Below are 15,078 nucleotides of genomic sequence, written 5' to 3' on the forward strand. Positions count from 1 at the left end.
CGTCGAGGCCGTGGCCGTGAGCGCTTGATCCCTACGCTGGTCCTCGCCTCGATGCCGTAACATCGGGGGTATCCCCAGATCAGGTTCAACGGGTCTCATGCGCTGCATGATCTCAGCCGCTGGCTGCGGCACCCCGTCAAGCGTTGCTGTTGTCAGCTTGTCTGTGTTGTCGAGCGCGATCGCCCAGGTCGATCGCCCAAAGGCGTCGCCAAGGTCAGTCGCTCAGCTCCAGTCCCATCTGCCAGAAGTCGGTCTCGAGACGGGTCGCGTCGCTAAAGATGCGCGCCAGCCGGTCGAAACGAGCGCTCGATACCTGGCTGAGCTGGTCGTCGAGCCAGTGCCTTTCGCGCACGGCCGAGGCCTGAAAGTCAGGGCTTGCGTACATGGTGATCCAGGCATCGTAGGGATTGTCGCCACCACGCAGCGTCTCGGGATGATCCGCCAGCCAGCGACCGATATCGGCGTAGCCGACCATGCAGGGCGCCAGGGCAACGTGCAGGTCCAGCAGATCACCACGACTGCCGGTGTCGAGGACGTAGCGGGTATAGGCCAGGGTGGCACGTGCCTCCGGTAGACGGCTGAGCTCGCTGTCGTCAATGCCCCATTCTCGGCAGTAGGCAAGATGCAGGCCCAGTTCGACCTCGAGGATCGTCTGCATCCCCTTGAAGGCCCCCTGCAAGCTCTCCAGGTCCTGGCTCTTGTAGGCAGCAAGGGCGTAGGCGCGTGAAAACTGCAGGAGAAACAGGTAGTCCTGCTTCAGATAGTGGCGAAAGCTGGCGTCATTCAGGTCGCCGCGCCCAAGTGCACGAACGAAGTCGTGCTCGGTATAGCGCCGCCAGTCGTCGCGGCAGGCAGCGATCAGATCGTTGAAGCAATAGCCCATGATAGCTCCGGCATAGTGGATCCGGTGGGCGGGGCAGAGAAGGACGGCGGGGAGGAAGGGCAGGCCCCCGCAGGGAAGGCGTGCCACCGCCTGATTCCCTACGCCGGTTCAAGGTGTGAGTCCACACCGCACCCGGATCAGGTTCCACGGGATCGGTGCTGTCGGGCCGCTACACCACGCTGGCCCTGCACCATCTCAGCCGGATTGACCGGCACCCCGTCAAGCGAGTCGACCGCAGTCTAGCACGCCCCTGCGGCTTTGCCAGACACCACTTTCGGATAGCATCGGAAGGGGGCGTCAAGGGAGGTTGTCGAGAGAGACTACCTAATGATGACGCCGCGGCCATGAGGGTCACGGCCGCGGCGTCCTGCACCGACGCTGATGATGGCTTATGATGGATCAGCGACGATCTGGCGTGGGGGTGTCGATCGGGTGGCCAGGGTCGCTGTGCACCTCAGCCGATTGATGGGGGCGTCGGAAGGACTGCACAGGCATGTCTCGGGGACGCTCGCTGGGGGGAGCGGCCGGCGCGCCCGATGAGGGTAGCTGACTCTCGATGTGTAGATCGGCGACGACCCTGGGGGGGCGTGTCTCACTGGGTACCAGCAGAAGCCCGGCGCGGGCCAGGCGGCGGCCGATGGTCAGGCTGGAGCTCCAGCGCACCAGCGGAGCCGCCAGCACCAGGCCGAGCCAGACGGGCGTCAGCCAGAGAAAGAAGCTCGGAGTGTAGGCCCAGGTGACAAGAGCCCACACCGCACCAATCAGCGACCACAGCCAGGTATGGCGGAAGGCTTCCCGCCAGGGCAGTGCCCGCCCCTCTCGGGATTGCGGGTCCCAGGCAACGGTACGACCGGTCAGCACCTGGATCACGAAACGGCTGTGGAAGACCATCATCAGCGGTGCGATCAGCATGGCGAACAGGGTCTCCACCAGCATGCTCAAGACCAGTTTTGGGCGTCCCCCGTAGCCCTCTGGATCCCGCATGAGACCAAGTATCAGTCCCAGCACCTTGGGCATCAGCAGCATGCCCAAGGTGCCGATCAACAAGGGAATGATCAGGTTGGGCGGAGCGATGGGCCAGTCAGGGAACAACTGCGAGCTGGCGGTGAAGAAGTTCGTGGGAACGAGAGCCCTGATCAGCGCATCGATGGTACTGATGACCAGGATCGCCAGCCACACCAGCGACGACAGGTAGGCCAGCGCGCCGAAGAAGAAGTGCAGACGGCTCAGCACATGCAGGCCGTGGCCATTCAGCAGGCGCAGATGCTGCAGGTTGCCCTGTACCCAACGTCGATCACGCTTGGCATAGTCGAGAATGTGGCTGGGCATTTCCTCATAGCTGCCGCCCAGGTCGGTGCGCATGCGCACCTGCCAGCCGGCTCGGCGCAACAGCGCTGCCTCGACAAAGTCATGACTGAGGATATCGCCACCCAGGGGCGGCTTGCCGGGGAGCTCGGGAAGGCCACAGGCGTCGGTGAACGCGTCCACCCGAATGATGGCATTGTGGCCAAAATAGTTGGCTGCGGTGGCGTGCCAGAAGCTCAGCCCTGCCGCCAGCATGGGCGAGTAAAGCGCGGCAGCGAATTGATTGCAGCGCCCGAACAGACTTTGCTGGCGCACGGGAATGGGCACCGTCTGAAGGAGCCCCAGTCGAGGATTGGCCATCATCTCGTCGATGAGCTCGACCACCGTGGTACCGCTCATCAGACTGTCGGCGTCGACCACCAGCATATAGTCGTAGTGGCTGCCCCAGCGGGTGCAGAAGTCGCCCAAGTTGCCTGCCTTGCGTCCTGCGTTGCTGTCCCGGTGGCGATAGTGCAGCCGGCAGTGGCCCTCGAGTCGCTGCTGCAGCGCTGCCATGGCGGCCTTTTCTTCCGCCACGACGGCGTCGTCGGTGCTATCGCTGAGCACGAAGGCCTCGACGTCGATGCCCTCCGGCAGCTCGCCAAGGTCCATGCAGGTCGTCTCGAGCCCAGCCGCGACCCGGGCCACGTCCTCGTTGTGGATCGGCATGACCAAGGCGGTGCGAGAGCGAGAGCCGGCGGGCCTCATCGGTCCGGGGCCACGCCGCTTGAGGCTCAAGGGGTCACGCCCAGTGAGGTGAAGCACAAACCCGATCACGGCGCTCCAGAAGGCCATGGTGATCCAACCGAAGGTGATCGCAAACAGCCCCAGGATGGCCATTTCCAGGGGAGTGATGCCCTCGACATACAGGATCTTGAACATGGTCCAGACACCCAGCGCGGTGGTGGCGGCAATGGCCATGCCTACCAGCGTTCTGCGCCACCGGGGCCAGGGGACTTCCGGGGTATGCTCGTTCATCGGGGACTCCAGATGCTGTTCCAGGTTTCGCTCAGGCGCTGGTCGCGCAGCATCAAGGTCAGGCGCAGGTCTGCCGGCGTTTCGCCGTCAGGCAGCAGCTTGAAGCTGGCCCGCCAGGTGTCTCCATCGGGCAGCGCTGTCACCTTGGTTTCCGTCGTCTCGCCACTGGACGTGGTCAGGTGCACGCTGACCGGCTGGCTCGCATCGAGACCCTCGAGCTCGCCGCCGCGGAAGTCGATGATGAACTGCCTGAGCTGTTCGTCGGGGGGATTGCTCTGACCGGGAATGCCACCCCAGCCCTGGCGTGACCTGACGACCCGCGCCAGGGGTTCCTCCATGGGGGTGTCAGCGAAGGTCCAGGTCTGATACCGATAGGTGCGTGACTCTCCCGCCTTGAGGGGCGAGGAGGGGACCCAGTAGGCCGTGATATTGTCGTGGGTCTCGCTGTCGGTCGGAATTTCGATCAATTCCACGTGGCCTTCTCCCCAGTCGCCAGCGGGCTGTACCCACTGACTTGGGCGGCGTTCGTAGCGGGCTTCCATGTCCAGATAGGCATCGAAGTGGCGCGGACGCTGGACCAGGCCGAAGCCCCTGGGAGAGGTATCCTGCAAGCCAGAGATCTGCAGGTCTGCGGGATTATCGAGAACGCGCCAGGTCCATTCGCCAGAACTGGTGGCCATCAGCAGCCCGCTGGAGTCATGCACGCGGATGCGATAGTCATCTTCTTCCTGCCGATCCATTTCGCCATGCAGGAACATGCTGGTCAGCGGGGCGACCCCGAGCTTTTCGACATCGCTGCGGGCGAACAGTCGCGCTTCGGTGTCGACGACAGTGTTCTTGCCAGGCGCAATCTCGAAGCGGTAGGCCCCGGCCAGCGACGGGCTGTCCAGCAGCGCCAGAACCGTCATACGATTGGCGTCAGCCTCAGGCTGGACCAGCCAGAACTCGCGAAAGGAGGGGAACTCTTCGCCCTGGGGCATGGCCGTATCGATCGCCAAGCCTCTTGCGGAGAGCCCGTAGCCCTGGTTTCTGCCCACCAGGCGGAAGTAGGAAGCGCCGAGGAATACGGCAAACTCGTCGTCGACATCCGCTCGGTTGAGCGGGTAATGCAGACGGAAGCCGGCATAGCCCTGGTCGCCGAGATCCAGTTCGGCCAGCTCAGCAGCATCGTCGTCGTAGCGAAAGCGCTGCTGCTCGAAGGGCAGGGTGCGCACCTCACCATCTTCGAGAAGATGGATATCGACCGGCTGGTCGTAGAGAAAGCCGGGATGGAACAGCTCCACCTGAAAGTTGCCGTGATCGCGCCAAAGCGCCTGTTCATCGCGGTAGCGAATCTGCCGGTAGCGGTCGTAGCCCATCTCGGCCACGGCGTCAGGCAGTGTACTCTCTGGCGCTTCGTAGGGCGCTTCGGCCAGGGTTCTCGCCTGATCGGTCACCTGTTCGAAAAGGCTGTCGGCATCCACCGCCAGCGCGGGTGCGCTGACCAGCATGCCGGCCAGTGCCCATGATGCAGCGGCCTTCCAGTGGGGGCGGCCGCGTCCACTGACGCGGGCTGACTCGGCTGGGTAGGCAGTGGGCGGTGTCGACCGTCCGCAGATGACTCGGGTGTTCACGTTCGCTCTCCTTGCGGCCTGATGGCACCGAACTGCCAGTGCTCTGTCAGGCGGAACCAGTGGGACGTTGGGCAGTGGGCGTCGGGACCTGTCACGGCTATCGCGGAGCCATCACGGTCTGCCGCGGATCGCCGTGATACGTGACCATCGCCGCGACTGCCGTTGCGGCGATGGTCGAGAGGCGGTCAGCCAGCAGGTCGCGTGTCTCACTTTGCCCATATTTGTGCTGAAACGGCTATCCATGCTCTCCACACTCTAGCCTATTGTCTGATGGTAAAGATGCAATAGATGGGTTCTACCTGCCTTTGAGAGGAGGTGGAAAGTGAGGTTCCGTGTCGTCTTCTGGCGACAAAATTGCGAAGAAATGTATCCCTGCGGATACATGTCGCAGGGGCAAGGGCAGGAGAGAAGGGGAAGGGGAAGAGACAGGGACAAGAGAATAGACAGGAGAAGAGACTGATTCGGCAGGTAAGGCGCGAGGCAGCAGGGGCGCCCGCGTTGGCGGGTGTCGGCTCGGCTGCGTCAGATGGCTACCACAGCCAGCTGTCCAGCCGAGGCGGCGGCAGCCGCCGGTGTAGCGCGCGCCAGCCGATGATGCAGCGAATCACGAACCAGGCACTGACCAGCAGTGGTGGCAAGGCCAGGCCGATGACCAGAACCGTCAGCACCGCCGCGGCGGCCCCATACACCAGGCCGATCCAGAAGGTTCGAATCAGGTAGTGATAGTGGGCCCGAAGCCACGGCGGGGCATCCTTGCGGTACACGTAGGCCACGATCAGCGCGATCAGCAGGGTCAGGAACCCGGTGACCAGGCCCGCCAGGTACATCACGTACAAGGCGTGCCCTACATGGGTGTCGCGGGAGATCGAGTCCTGAGGACGGGTCACTTCATATTCCTCGAACTGTACAGCCGGTGGCGGCGGAAGTCGGGATCGCCGCGCTGCTCTTCCAGGGTCTTGGTGAAGCGCTTGTACTCCCATTGGTACTGGGCGGGTTCGAGCGCGATGACCTCTTCGATGCTGGCATTGACACCGGTACAGGAGGTCGTCTCGTCGGCATCGTAGACCCGCTCGTCGGCGGCCAGGAAGTGCAGGGCAAACCCTCGCCCGGGTAGGCGCAGGGCGACGCCTGTCACCACCCGTGCTTCGGTGCGTCCCACCAGCTTTGGCAGCAGGGTGGCGGTATAGGCCGGGCGTCCGAAGAAGGGAGCAAAGACACCGCTGCCCCAGCTGGGCTCCTGGTCCGGCAGGATGCCGACGGCCTCGCAGCGCTTCAGCGCCTTGAGCAGGGCGGCGACCCCTCTTGGATTGGTCGGCACAAGGCTGGCGCCGCAGCGCTCACGTCCCGCACGGATGATGGGATCCAAGGGTGCCAGCTTGGGCGGCTCGTACATGGCGGTGAAGGGAAAGTGGCTGGACAGCCAGAAGTTGAGCACTTCCCAGTTGCCAAAGTGAGGCGCCAGGATGATGACCCCCTTGCCTTCGGCGCGGGCGTCATCCAGCAAGGCTCTGCCATGCACCTCGACGATGCTGTCAGCCACGCGCTGCGGGTCGCCTTGCCAGGAGAAGCCGAGCTCGAGCATGGTGGCGGTCGAGTGCGTGAGGCTGTCGCGAGCCAGCGATTCCCGCTGCTGCGGGCTGGCGTCGGGGTAGACGACCTCCAGATTCAGCCGAGTGACCGCGCGTTCGCGCTTGAGCAAGGGGTACGCCAGGCTGACGAGAACGCGGCTCAGCCGCCACAGTGAGGCGGGCGAGCAGTGCGACAGGAGGGTCCACAGGCGAGCGACGGCAAAGGCCTGCAGACGTTGTTGCCAGGGGAGTTGCATGATCAGATCAGCCAGCTTTCCAGGTTGTCCGGGGCACGCTTTTCCTGCAGGGCCTTGAAACCCTTCACACAGCGGACGATCAACCATACCGCCAGCGCCAGCAGCAACGGCAGCCCGATCAGGACGAAGGTCAGCAGGGAGGCGACGACCGCATAGACCAGTCCGATCCAGAAGGTGCGGATCTGGTAGCGATAATGCTGGTCCAGCCAGGCGGGGCCCTTGCCCTTGTACACATAGGCGATGACCACGCCGATCACGGCGGTGAAGCCGGTGACCAGGTTGGCCAGCAGCAAGGCGTAGCCGACCATGGCGATGGTGGTGTCGGCGCCAAAGCCCTCCGGCTCGGGGGGCGTGACGTGGGGAGACTGGGGCTCGAGGTCGCGCTGGCTCATCCGTGTTCCTTTCTGTGCATGTAAAACGGCTTCGCTATGATACCCAGCCTGTGCCGCAATGCCATGATGAACGGGGGAGATTCGTCGCTGGATCTTACTCGTTCCTCGGCCTCATCCCGCTCTAGACCTCACCGTGCTCCTGGGGTTCTCGCAGTGGGCGGCAGATCTCCAGCAGGTTGCCGTCGGGGTCTCTCAAGTAGAGCGACTCGATCTTGCCGGTGGCGCCCTGACGAGTCACCGGACCGAGCTCGATATCGACCGACAGTGCCTCCAGGTGTTGCTGGACGTCAGCAAGGGGCAGCTGGCTCTTGAAACAGATATCGAGGCTGCCGGGCGTCGGTGTGGCGGCGCGCGGGTGGACGTCGGTCGCGGTCCAGTGCAGACGCAAGGCCAGCTCGCCCAGCATCAGGTCGACACGTTCACGGTCTCGGTAGCGGACATCGAGTCCAAGCACGCGCGTGTAGAAGTCAACGGCGCGGGAAATATCGGTCACGGTGATGACCAGGTGATCAAGACCTGACAGCATGCCTTTCTCCACAAGTGAATCAAGCCTCAGAGAATACGACGATGCCGAGCTGTCCGCTATGCACAAACCCGACGACCCAGCATTTTCATTGGGACGGACAGCGCGACTACTTCCGCTGTCCGCGCTGTGACCTGATTGCCGTGCCGCCGGCTCAGCGTCTGGCGCCAGCCGCGGAAAAAGCGATCTACGACCAGCACGACAACCGCCCCGACGATCCCGGCTATCGGCGTTTCCTGGGACGGCTGTTCGGTCCCTTGAGCGAACGATTGCCTGCCGGGGCAAGTGGGCTGGATTTTGGCGCTGGCCCTGGCCCCACGCTGTCACTGATGTTCGAAGAGGCCGGCTTTTCGATGCGGATTCACGATCCCTACTACCACCCCTTCCCGCAGTGGGCAGAGGCGGAGTACGACTTCATCACGGCCACCGAGGTGGCTGAACATCTGTACGCCCCCGGTGAGGTACTGGCCAGTCTGGTGCAACGCCTGCGTCCCGGTGGCTGGCTGGGGTTGATGACCAAGCGCACACCGGATGACTTTGCCGGCTGGCACTATATCCGCGACCCTACCCATGTGGTGTTCTTCAGTGACGCGAGCTTTCGCTGGTTGGCCAAGCGGCTGGGCGTCACGCTGGAACTGGTGGGCTCGGATGTCGCGTTGCTGCAGCGGCCAGCGCGCTGACGTGGCTGTAATTTGTGCTTTGTCAACAAGGCGTTGCAGGAGCTCTGCAAAAGCGGCTCGAAAGCCGTTGACAGACGGACAAACGGGGGTATATTCGCCGCCCAAGAGTCGTCAATAACGCACCGCGACGGACGGACTCGATATGCCATCACTCACCCGCCGTCGTCGTCCGCGTCGTCCGCATCGCTGGAGCCCAGACCTGTCATGTCTCCTCAGCTTCTGGCCATGGCTCTGCCCCCTGTTCTGGGGCTGTTCATCCTTGGTATCGGCAATGGTTTTCTGTCGTCGCTGATTACCCTGCGGCTCGATGCTGCCGGGGAATCCCCGGTCGTGGTCGGCTGGGTATCTGCCGCCTATTTCATTGGCCTTGGGCTGGGGGCGCTGTTCAACGATCGCCTGCTGCTGGCCATTGGCCATATCCGCGCTTACGGCAGCTTTGCCTCGTTGGTCGCCGTGACCGTGCTGCTGCAAGGCTTGATGCTGGACCCGGTGGCCTGGTTCGGCTTACGTCTGATCGGTGGCTGGGCCACGGTGGGGGTCTTCCTGGTCATCGAAAGCTGGCTGCTGGCGTCCGGTGACTCCCAGGTTCGCGGTCGCCTGCTGGCGCTCTACATGATCGCGCTTTACGGCTCTGGCGTGCTCGGGCAGCTGTTGCTTGGCGTGACCCAGAACCTGGGGGACACCGCACCGTTCATGGTGGTGGGGGCGCTGGCTTCACTGTCGGTGCTGCCGATGGCGATGATTCCCCGCGTGACCCCGCTTCTGGACAAGATCGAACCCCTATCGCCGTTCCGGCTGATGGTGTTGACGCCGACAGGGGTCGTGGGGGCGTTTGGCTCTGGCATGCTGGCCGCTGCCGTCTATTCGCTGCTGCCGCTATACCTTCAGCGCAACGGTTTTGGCGTCGCGGATGTTGGCCAGCTGATGGCGGTCACGGTGCTGGGCGCCATGTTGCTTCAGTACCCGGTCGGACGCTGGTCTGATCGTCATGACCGGCAGACCGTGCTGATTCTTATCGGGATCTTCTGTCTGGCGATCTCACTGACGGTGCTGTTGGTGCCGTTGCCTTCCTGGGGGCTTGCGGCGCTGCTGTTCCTGCTCGGGGGTGGGGTGTTCTCGCTGTATCCGGTGTCCGTCGGTCACTCAGCTGACCGCGCCCCGGCCGGTGCCCTGGTGCCGATGAGCCAGGGACTGCTGCTGATCAGCGCGCTGGGCTCGTCGGTGAGTCCGCCTCTGATCAGTCCGGTCATGGCTGCGCTTGGCGACACGGCGCTGTTCATGTCCTTTGGTGCCTTGGGAGCTGCCCTGGTGCTGTTCTTCGCCTGGCGTCGTCTGGTGCGTCCTGCTCCGGTGCCTGTGGTGCCGTTCTCTGCGGCCACCCCGCTGTCCTCGGTGGGCGCGGAGCTGGTGGTCACCGACGAGTGGGTGCAAGGCGCCAAGGAGCACGAGCACATGGAAGACTTGTCAGACGTGGTGCCTGACGTGGATGTAGCCGAGCCTATCGTCGGGCCCCCGGTCGAAGAGGGACAGTACGTGGCCTACTTTGACGACGCCGGCTTCCACGATGGGGTGCTGCATCATCACGAGGCCACCGAGGCCGTCGATGAGCACGAGTCCGAAGCGGTCAAGGACACGACGGGGCCGGAAGCAACGTCCAGCGATCCGTCCACCGGCCATCCAACGGCGTCAGACTCTGCCTGCGGCAAGGCCAGCGGCACCTGACGTTCGGCGCCTGCGCTAGCGTGGGTGTCATCCGCCGCCCTTCGTTTCCCACTCAGCTACCTGAAAGACCGCGGGGGTGAAAGACGGCGGGGGTGAAACACGGCGGGGGTGAAACACGCCGGGGGGAGAGACGGCGCGGGGGTGGTCATTGCTCGAACAGCAGCTTGAACAGGGCGCGCCGCACTGCCGGCGTGGCCTGCTGGCGCGCATAGGCGAGCAGCAGGTCGTGGTGGTTGGGGTGGCGGGCGTTGCGGACCAGAATCTTGCGAGCTTGCTGAACAGGGGTGGTAGTCATGGGCGTTCCTCCGGGGACAAGGCCCATCGTGGGCCCTGGCATGGGAGGTAGTCGTCGCGAGGGACCTATCCTTGACGTTGCGCCCTGTGCTGCAACGCTAACAGGGCGGACAGGGCCCGCCACAGCGCCCCTGCGGCGGGTGATGGGTGATCAGTCGCTGTTCCCGTCGGCTGTCCTGTCCAGCTGTGCACGCCAATCCATGATGCGCTTGAAGCGCTCTTCCTGGCCGTAGTCAGACGGCTGATAGAACGCCTGAACGGGTAGCTCCTCCGGCCAGCAGTCGTGCTGGCTACCCGCTGGGTATCCGTTGGGTTCATTGTGGGCATAGCGGTAGCCGTCGCCATGGCCGAGGGACGCCATCAGTTTGGTCGGTGCGTTACGCAGGTAGGTGGGCACCTCCAGGCGTGGTTGTGACGCGACGAATGCCTGCGCCTTTTTCCAGGCCTGGTCGATGGCGTTGCTCTTGGGCGCCACCGCCAGGTGGATCGCGGCATGGGCGATAGCGCGCTGTCCCTCGTAGTCTCCCAGGCGCAGATAGGCGTCCCACGCCGACATCACCAGGGGCAGGCAGCGCGGATCGGCATTGCCGACGTCCTCCGAGGCAATCGCGGCCAGTCTGCGCACCACATCAAGAGGGTCACCACCGCCCTGAATGAACCTCGCCATGTACAGCAGGGCAGCATCTGGACGGGAAGATCGCACGGACTTGTGGATGGCCGATAACAGGTCATAGTAGGCATCTCCCTGCTTGTCGAAGGCGCTCGCCGTGTGGCCGATAACGTCGTCGAGCACCCCGGCCTCAAGCCGTTCTCCCGGGCCCTGGGGCGCGCTGGAGGGAACGGTGAAATCGCAGGCGGTCTCGAGCAGGCCTAGGGCGCGGCGTGCGTCGCCCGCGGCGGCCCTGGCCAGGGTGGCCAGTACCTCATCGTCGACCTGGATATTGCGCTGGCCAAGGCCTCGCTGTGTATCGCTCAGCGCTCGGCGCATCACCTGGATCAGGGCGTCGTCATCCAGGGCCTTGAGCACATGGACTCGCGCTCTGGACAGCAGCGCCGAATTGACCTCGAAGGACGGATTCTCCGTGGTGGCGCCAATCAGCGTCAGCAGGCCTGACTCCACGTGGGGCAGCAAGGCATCCTGCTGGCTCTTGTTGAGGCGGTGAATCTCATCCAGAAACAGCACCGTGGTCTGGCCTTGTCCCTGGGCCGCCCGGGCCCGCTCGACGACCTCGCGAATGTCCTTGACCCCAGCCATTACCGCAGACAGGTGTTCCAGGCGTGACTGGGAGGCGTGTGCCAGGATGTCTGCCAGGGTGGTCTTGCCGACTCCCGGGGGGCCCCACAGGATCATCGAGCGAAGTTGTCCGGCTTCCACCATGCGCCGCAGAGGCTTGCCCGGGCCCACCAGCGATGGCTGTCCCAGGTAGTCGTCGAGGGTTCTCGGGCGCATGCGCCAGGCCAGCGGCGCTGCGTCTTCCTGGTGGGCCTGTTGAAACATGTCCATCGCCGACTCCTGCTCAAATGGAAAAATGCGCCAGAGGTTAATGCTTAGGCGGATTGTAAGAAATCGTTCATTACTTATGTGGTGGAATTCGTCGGGCAGAAACGTGATTATGCGTCTAGGGTGATACATTCCGGTGTGTGATCGATCCGGAACCTGATCCGAGAAGGCCAGTCTAAGCTAGGGTGCCTTCAGCTCACGCTGACCACAGGAGGTTTCCGTCATGCCCATGCTAAAGCAACTGCGACGGGATCACGCCAACATGGCGCGCATACTGCACGTCCTGCAACTCAAGCAAAAGACCCTCGCTCAGGGAGAGCGGCCCAATTTCCAGCTTGTCAGGGAGGTGGTCGATTACATTCTCGACTACATGGCAGGCTTCACGCTGCCGCTGGAACAGATCTGCACCGATCGCCTCAGGGAGGTGGCGCCTGCCAGCGAAGACATCGCCGAGCGCCTCTCCGGAGACTACCGCAAGCTCAAGGCAAGGCTCTCCCGCCTGTCTCGCGACATCGACATGATTCTGATGGACGTCGCTGTTCCCATGGACCAGTTCTCCAGCGACCTGCGCGACTACCTCGACAGCCACCGGACCTACCTGCGCCAGGAGCGAGAAGAGCTGTTTCCGCTGATCAGCGAGCACTTCTCTGACGAGGACCTCGAACGGCTGGCGCATGCCTTGCCGGAACACGCCACCTCTGAGCTCGAGAGGCTGCAGGGGGCCTACCCGGAACTCTACGCAGAGCTCAGGGAAGAACCCATGCCGGCCTGACAGTCGGTGCGCCCGCAACCTTCCATCTGACACGTCACTCCAGGGTAAATGGCGGTAACGGCGGTGGCGCTTGACTCGCGCTGCTGCTGACTCCGCTGCATCCTCTCGGGTAGAATGGCGCCATGATGATCATGGCGCCATATCCTGTGTCTGCTCCCGTTCAATATCTTCTTCGTCGCCGTACCAAGGGCCCATCGTCGCCGAGGATGGGCCTTCGTGTGATCGTTGATGGCGTGGGGGACTGATGGCGGGTCCTGTACTGGTTTTCGACTCAGGGGTTGGCGGGCTGTCGGTGGTTCGGTCGCTGCGCCAGCACCTGCCCGAGACAGCAATGGCGTATTGCTGTGACAACGCCATGATGCCCTATGGCATCCGCCCTGATGACTGGCTGGTCCAGCGTATCGTTACGGTGTGTGCTGCCGCCGTCGACGCGACCTCTGCAGATACCCTGGTGGTGGCCTGCAATACCGCCAGCACGTTGGCGCTCAACGAGCTTCGTGAACGTCTTGCGCTGCCCGTGGTGGGTACCGTACCCGCCATCAAGCCTGCTGCGTTGGCATCACGCAGCGGCTGTCTGGCGTTGTTGGCCACCAGTGCGACGGTATCAAGGCCGTACACGCAGCGACTGATCGATAGCTACGCCCCTCATTGTCGGGTAAAGAAGGTCGCCGCAGATGCGCTGGTGACCCAGGCTGAGCACCAGCTGGCAGGGCGAGCGGTGGATCTTGAGGTGGTGCGTCACGCCCTGGCGCCGCTGATCGACGATCCGCTGGTGGATACGGTTGTGCTCGGCTGTACCCATTTTCCCCTGCTGTTGCCTTGGCTGGACGAGGTCATGCCGCGAGCCATCACCTGGATCGACTCGGGGGACGCCATTGCCCGGCGCACGGTTCAAGTGATGCAGCAACCCGATGCGCGCCAGGGAGCGCAGTGCGCCTGGCTGACGGCATCGTCGCCGGCGCTGGAGCCTGGGCTGTCGCGCTTTGGTTTCGACGCGGTTCGCCAGCTGCCGACGGTGTAAAGCGTCTGCCTGACGTGGAGCCTGTGCGTGCCAGCCTTGAGGCTGTCCGGCGGGGTCGGGCAGCGCTGGGCCGGGTTGCGCTGGGTCGGATAAAGCAGAGCCGGACATCCAATGTCGTCTTGATGTCGCCCTGATGCCGTCTTGATGTCGCCTTGGTCGCTGCTCGTTCTGGCAGTTCTTGATGAGAGCGCTTTATGACAGCGCTTTATGACAGCTCGTTTTGACGGTTCTTGCTGACAGCGCTTGCTGCCGACGCTGTCTGTCTACCCTGTTTTTCTCTGGTTTCTCTACTATCCAATGTTTGTTGCGGAGTCATTGTGGCCATACCTGTTGTTGACCCTGAACGCTATACCGAACAGCTAGACGCCAAGCGCGAGCGCCTGGAAGCTCAGTTTGCCCGCTTCTCGCCGCCGGCCCTCGAGGTCTATCCGTCACCGCCGAGCCACTATCGCCAACGCTGCGAGTTCAGGGTGTGGCACGAAGGGGATGATCTCTACTATGTGATGTTCGAGGTCAATCCCGACGATCCTTCTGACAAGGCGCTGGTGCGTATGGATCAGTTCGCCGTGGCCAGCGAGCGGATCAACGCCCTGATGCCAGCCCTGCTGGATGCCATACGCGACAACCCGGTGATGCGACGCAAGCTGTTTCAGGTCGAGTTTCTCTCGACGCTGGCGGGGGAAACCTTGGTCAGCCTGATCTACCACCGCCCGCTGGAGGACGACTGGGAGGCGGATGCGCGCGCGCTGGAGCAGGCGCTTGGAGTGATGATCATCGGCCGATCGCGCAAGCAGCGTATTGTGCTGACGCGCGATCACGTGTGGGAGCGTCTGGAGGTGGATGGCCGTACCCTGCACTACCAGCAGGTCGAAAACAGCTTCACCCAGCCCAATGCACAGATCTGCTCCGCCATGCTGAGCTGGGCCCGCGATGTCACCGCCGGGAGCCAGCACAGTGACCTGGTAGAGCTCTATTGCGGCAATGGCAACTTCACCATCGCGCTGGCCGAGAACTTCCGTCGGGTCCTCGCCACCGAGATTTCGCGCACATCAGTGGCCAGTGCCAAGGTCAATCTGGAGGCCAACCAGGTGACCAACGCCGTCGTCGCCCGGATGTCTGCCGAGGATTTCTCGGCTGCGCTGAAAGGGGACAAGGGCGGACGACGTGTCGACGAAATGGCCCTGGACGGCTATGACTTCTCGACAGTGCTGGTCGATCCCCCGCGGGCCGGCCTGGACGCCGACAGCTGCGCACAGCTGAGCGAGTATCAGCGTATCGTCTATATTTCCTGCAACCCTGACACCCTGGCCGACAATCTTGAACAGCTGACCCAGACCCATGATGTGGTGAGGTTTGCTCTGTTTGACCAGTTTCCTTTCACCCATCATTGTGAATGTGGCGTACTGCTGGAGCGCCGCTAGCACCAAGGCGCAAGCTGAGGCCGCTGTCAAGACCGATGCGCAACCGTCATGCTCCATGAGAAGGCGGGCATCTGGATGGGGGAGAGGAAGGGATTGCCGTAAGCTTGGC

The 15,078-nt window shown here is 63.4% G+C and carries 14 protein-coding genes and 2 riboswitches; of the genes, 5 read left to right on the forward strand and 9 right to left on the reverse strand.

The annotated features are described in order from the left end of the window. Positions 1-11: 11 nt before the first annotated feature. Positions 12-146, reverse strand: a riboswitch (TPP riboswitch). A gap of 68 nt (positions 147-214) precedes the next feature. The 7 genes from tenA to KUV41_RS08810 all read right to left on the reverse strand — a co-directional run bounded on the left by tenA (position 215) and on the right by KUV41_RS08810 (position 7,561). Continuing rightward, the gene (tenA, locus tag KUV41_RS08780) at positions 215-883 is read right to left on the reverse strand and encodes a thiaminase II (protein ID WP_222485618.1); all 669 of its coding nucleotides are present in this window, start codon (positions 881-883) and stop codon (positions 215-217) included. 77 nt (positions 884-960) lie between these two features. After that, positions 961-1,112, reverse strand: a riboswitch (TPP riboswitch). A 170-nt stretch (positions 1,113-1,282) separates the two neighbouring features. Next, positions 1,283-3,205, reverse strand: coding sequence for a glucans biosynthesis glucosyltransferase MdoH (mdoH, locus tag KUV41_RS08785; RefSeq protein WP_206942765.1), 1,923 nt, complete (start codon positions 3,203-3,205; stop codon positions 1,283-1,285). Then, complete coding sequence (locus tag KUV41_RS08790) at positions 3,202-4,818, reverse strand: glucan biosynthesis protein (RefSeq protein ID WP_315900565.1); 1,617 nt, start codon at positions 4,816-4,818, stop codon at positions 3,202-3,204. Before KUV41_RS08790 ends, mdoH begins: the two co-directional genes overlap by 4 nt. A gap of 530 nt (positions 4,819-5,348) precedes the next feature. Then, entirely contained in the window at positions 5,349-5,705 is a 357-nt protein-coding gene (locus KUV41_RS08795) for a hypothetical protein (RefSeq protein WP_315900566.1), read from the reverse strand. After that, on the reverse strand, positions 5,702-6,643 hold the full coding sequence (locus KUV41_RS08800) for a lysophospholipid acyltransferase family protein (RefSeq protein WP_206942763.1): 942 nt from the start codon (positions 6,641-6,643) through the stop codon (positions 5,702-5,704). Before KUV41_RS08800 ends, KUV41_RS08795 begins: the two co-directional genes overlap by 4 nt. Positions 6,644-6,645: 2 nt before the next feature. Then, positions 6,646-7,035: a DUF4870 family protein gene (locus KUV41_RS08805; protein ID WP_261395962.1), complete on the reverse strand. Its 390-nt coding sequence runs from the start codon at positions 7,033-7,035 to the stop codon at positions 6,646-6,648. Between the two features lie 121 nt (positions 7,036-7,156). Further along, positions 7,157-7,561: a VOC family protein gene (locus KUV41_RS08810; protein ID WP_206942759.1), complete on the reverse strand. Its 405-nt coding sequence runs from the start codon at positions 7,559-7,561 to the stop codon at positions 7,157-7,159. 41 nt (positions 7,562-7,602) lie between these two features. Between KUV41_RS08810 and KUV41_RS08815 the strand changes: the two genes are divergently transcribed. Further along, positions 7,603-8,238: a class I SAM-dependent methyltransferase gene (locus tag KUV41_RS08815; RefSeq protein WP_222485620.1), complete on the forward strand. Its 636-nt coding sequence runs from the start codon at positions 7,603-7,605 to the stop codon at positions 8,236-8,238. Positions 8,239-8,442: 204 nt separating this feature from the next. Next, positions 8,443-9,960 carry an MFS transporter gene (locus KUV41_RS08820; protein WP_222485622.1) on the forward strand — a complete coding sequence of 506 codons (1,518 nt, stop codon included), beginning with the start codon at positions 8,443-8,445 and terminating at the stop codon, positions 9,958-9,960. A 145-nt stretch (positions 9,961-10,105) separates the two neighbouring features. Here the strand turns inward: KUV41_RS08820 and KUV41_RS08825 are convergent, their stop codons facing one another. Together KUV41_RS08825 and KUV41_RS08830 are read right to left on the reverse strand one after the other, a co-directional pair. Next, the gene (locus KUV41_RS08825) at positions 10,106-10,255 is read right to left on the reverse strand and encodes a hypothetical protein (protein ID WP_206942753.1); all 150 of its coding nucleotides are present in this window, start codon (positions 10,253-10,255) and stop codon (positions 10,106-10,108) included. Between the two features lie 150 nt (positions 10,256-10,405). Then, entirely contained in the window at positions 10,406-11,758 is a 1,353-nt protein-coding gene (locus tag KUV41_RS08830; protein ID WP_222485624.1) for a replication-associated recombination protein A, read from the reverse strand. Between the two features lie 226 nt (positions 11,759-11,984). On the opposite strand from KUV41_RS08830, the gene KUV41_RS08835 reads away from it, so the two are divergent. The 3 genes from KUV41_RS08835 to trmA all read left to right on the forward strand — a co-directional run bounded on the left by KUV41_RS08835 (position 11,985) and on the right by trmA (position 14,969). After that, a complete protein-coding gene (locus KUV41_RS08835; protein WP_206943167.1) occupies positions 11,985-12,527 on the forward strand; it encodes a hemerythrin domain-containing protein in 543 nt (180 codons plus the stop codon). Between the two features lie 244 nt (positions 12,528-12,771). Continuing rightward, entirely contained in the window at positions 12,772-13,548 is a 777-nt protein-coding gene (gene murI, locus KUV41_RS08840; protein ID WP_222485626.1) for a glutamate racemase, read from the forward strand. Between the two features lie 317 nt (positions 13,549-13,865). Beyond that, entirely contained in the window at positions 13,866-14,969 is a 1,104-nt protein-coding gene (gene trmA / locus KUV41_RS08845) for a tRNA (uridine(54)-C5)-methyltransferase TrmA (protein ID WP_206942748.1), read from the forward strand. Positions 14,970-15,078: the final 109 nt, after the last annotated feature.

This window comes from Halomonas sp. DP8Y7-1 (assembly GCF_019801685.1).
In the GTDB taxonomy this organism is placed as follows: domain Bacteria; phylum Pseudomonadota; class Gammaproteobacteria; order Pseudomonadales; family Halomonadaceae; genus Halomonas; species Halomonas litopenaei_A.

Excerpts from the sequence above, each read along its gene's own strand:
- mdoH (WP_206942765.1), bottom strand. The coding sequence starts at position 3,205 with ATGAACGAGCATACCCCGGAAGTCCCCTGGCCCCGGTGGCGCAGAACG.
- KUV41_RS08805 (WP_261395962.1), bottom strand. The coding sequence starts at position 7,035 with ATGAGCCAGCGCGACCTCGAGCCCCAGTCTCCCCACGTCACGCCCCCC.
- KUV41_RS08830 (WP_222485624.1), bottom strand. The coding sequence starts at position 11,758 with ATGGACATGTTTCAACAGGCCCACCAGGAAGACGCAGCGCCGCTGGCC.
- KUV41_RS08800 (WP_206942763.1), bottom strand. The coding sequence starts at position 6,643 with ATGCAACTCCCCTGGCAACAACGTCTGCAGGCCTTTGCCGTCGCTCGC.
- murI (WP_222485626.1), top strand. The coding sequence starts at position 12,772 with ATGGCGGGTCCTGTACTGGTTTTCGACTCAGGGGTTGGCGGGCTGTCG.
- KUV41_RS08820 (WP_222485622.1), top strand. The coding sequence starts at position 8,443 with ATGTCTCCTCAGCTTCTGGCCATGGCTCTGCCCCCTGTTCTGGGGCTG.
- KUV41_RS08815 (WP_222485620.1), top strand. The coding sequence starts at position 7,603 with ATGCCGAGCTGTCCGCTATGCACAAACCCGACGACCCAGCATTTTCAT.
- KUV41_RS08810 (WP_206942759.1), bottom strand. The coding sequence starts at position 7,561 with ATGCTGTCAGGTCTTGATCACCTGGTCATCACCGTGACCGATATTTCC.
- KUV41_RS08825 (WP_206942753.1), bottom strand. The coding sequence starts at position 10,255 with ATGACTACCACCCCTGTTCAGCAAGCTCGCAAGATTCTGGTCCGCAAC.
- tenA (WP_222485618.1), bottom strand. The coding sequence starts at position 883 with ATGGGCTATTGCTTCAACGATCTGATCGCTGCCTGCCGCGACGACTGG.
- KUV41_RS08835 (WP_206943167.1), top strand. The coding sequence starts at position 11,985 with ATGCTAAAGCAACTGCGACGGGATCACGCCAACATGGCGCGCATACTG.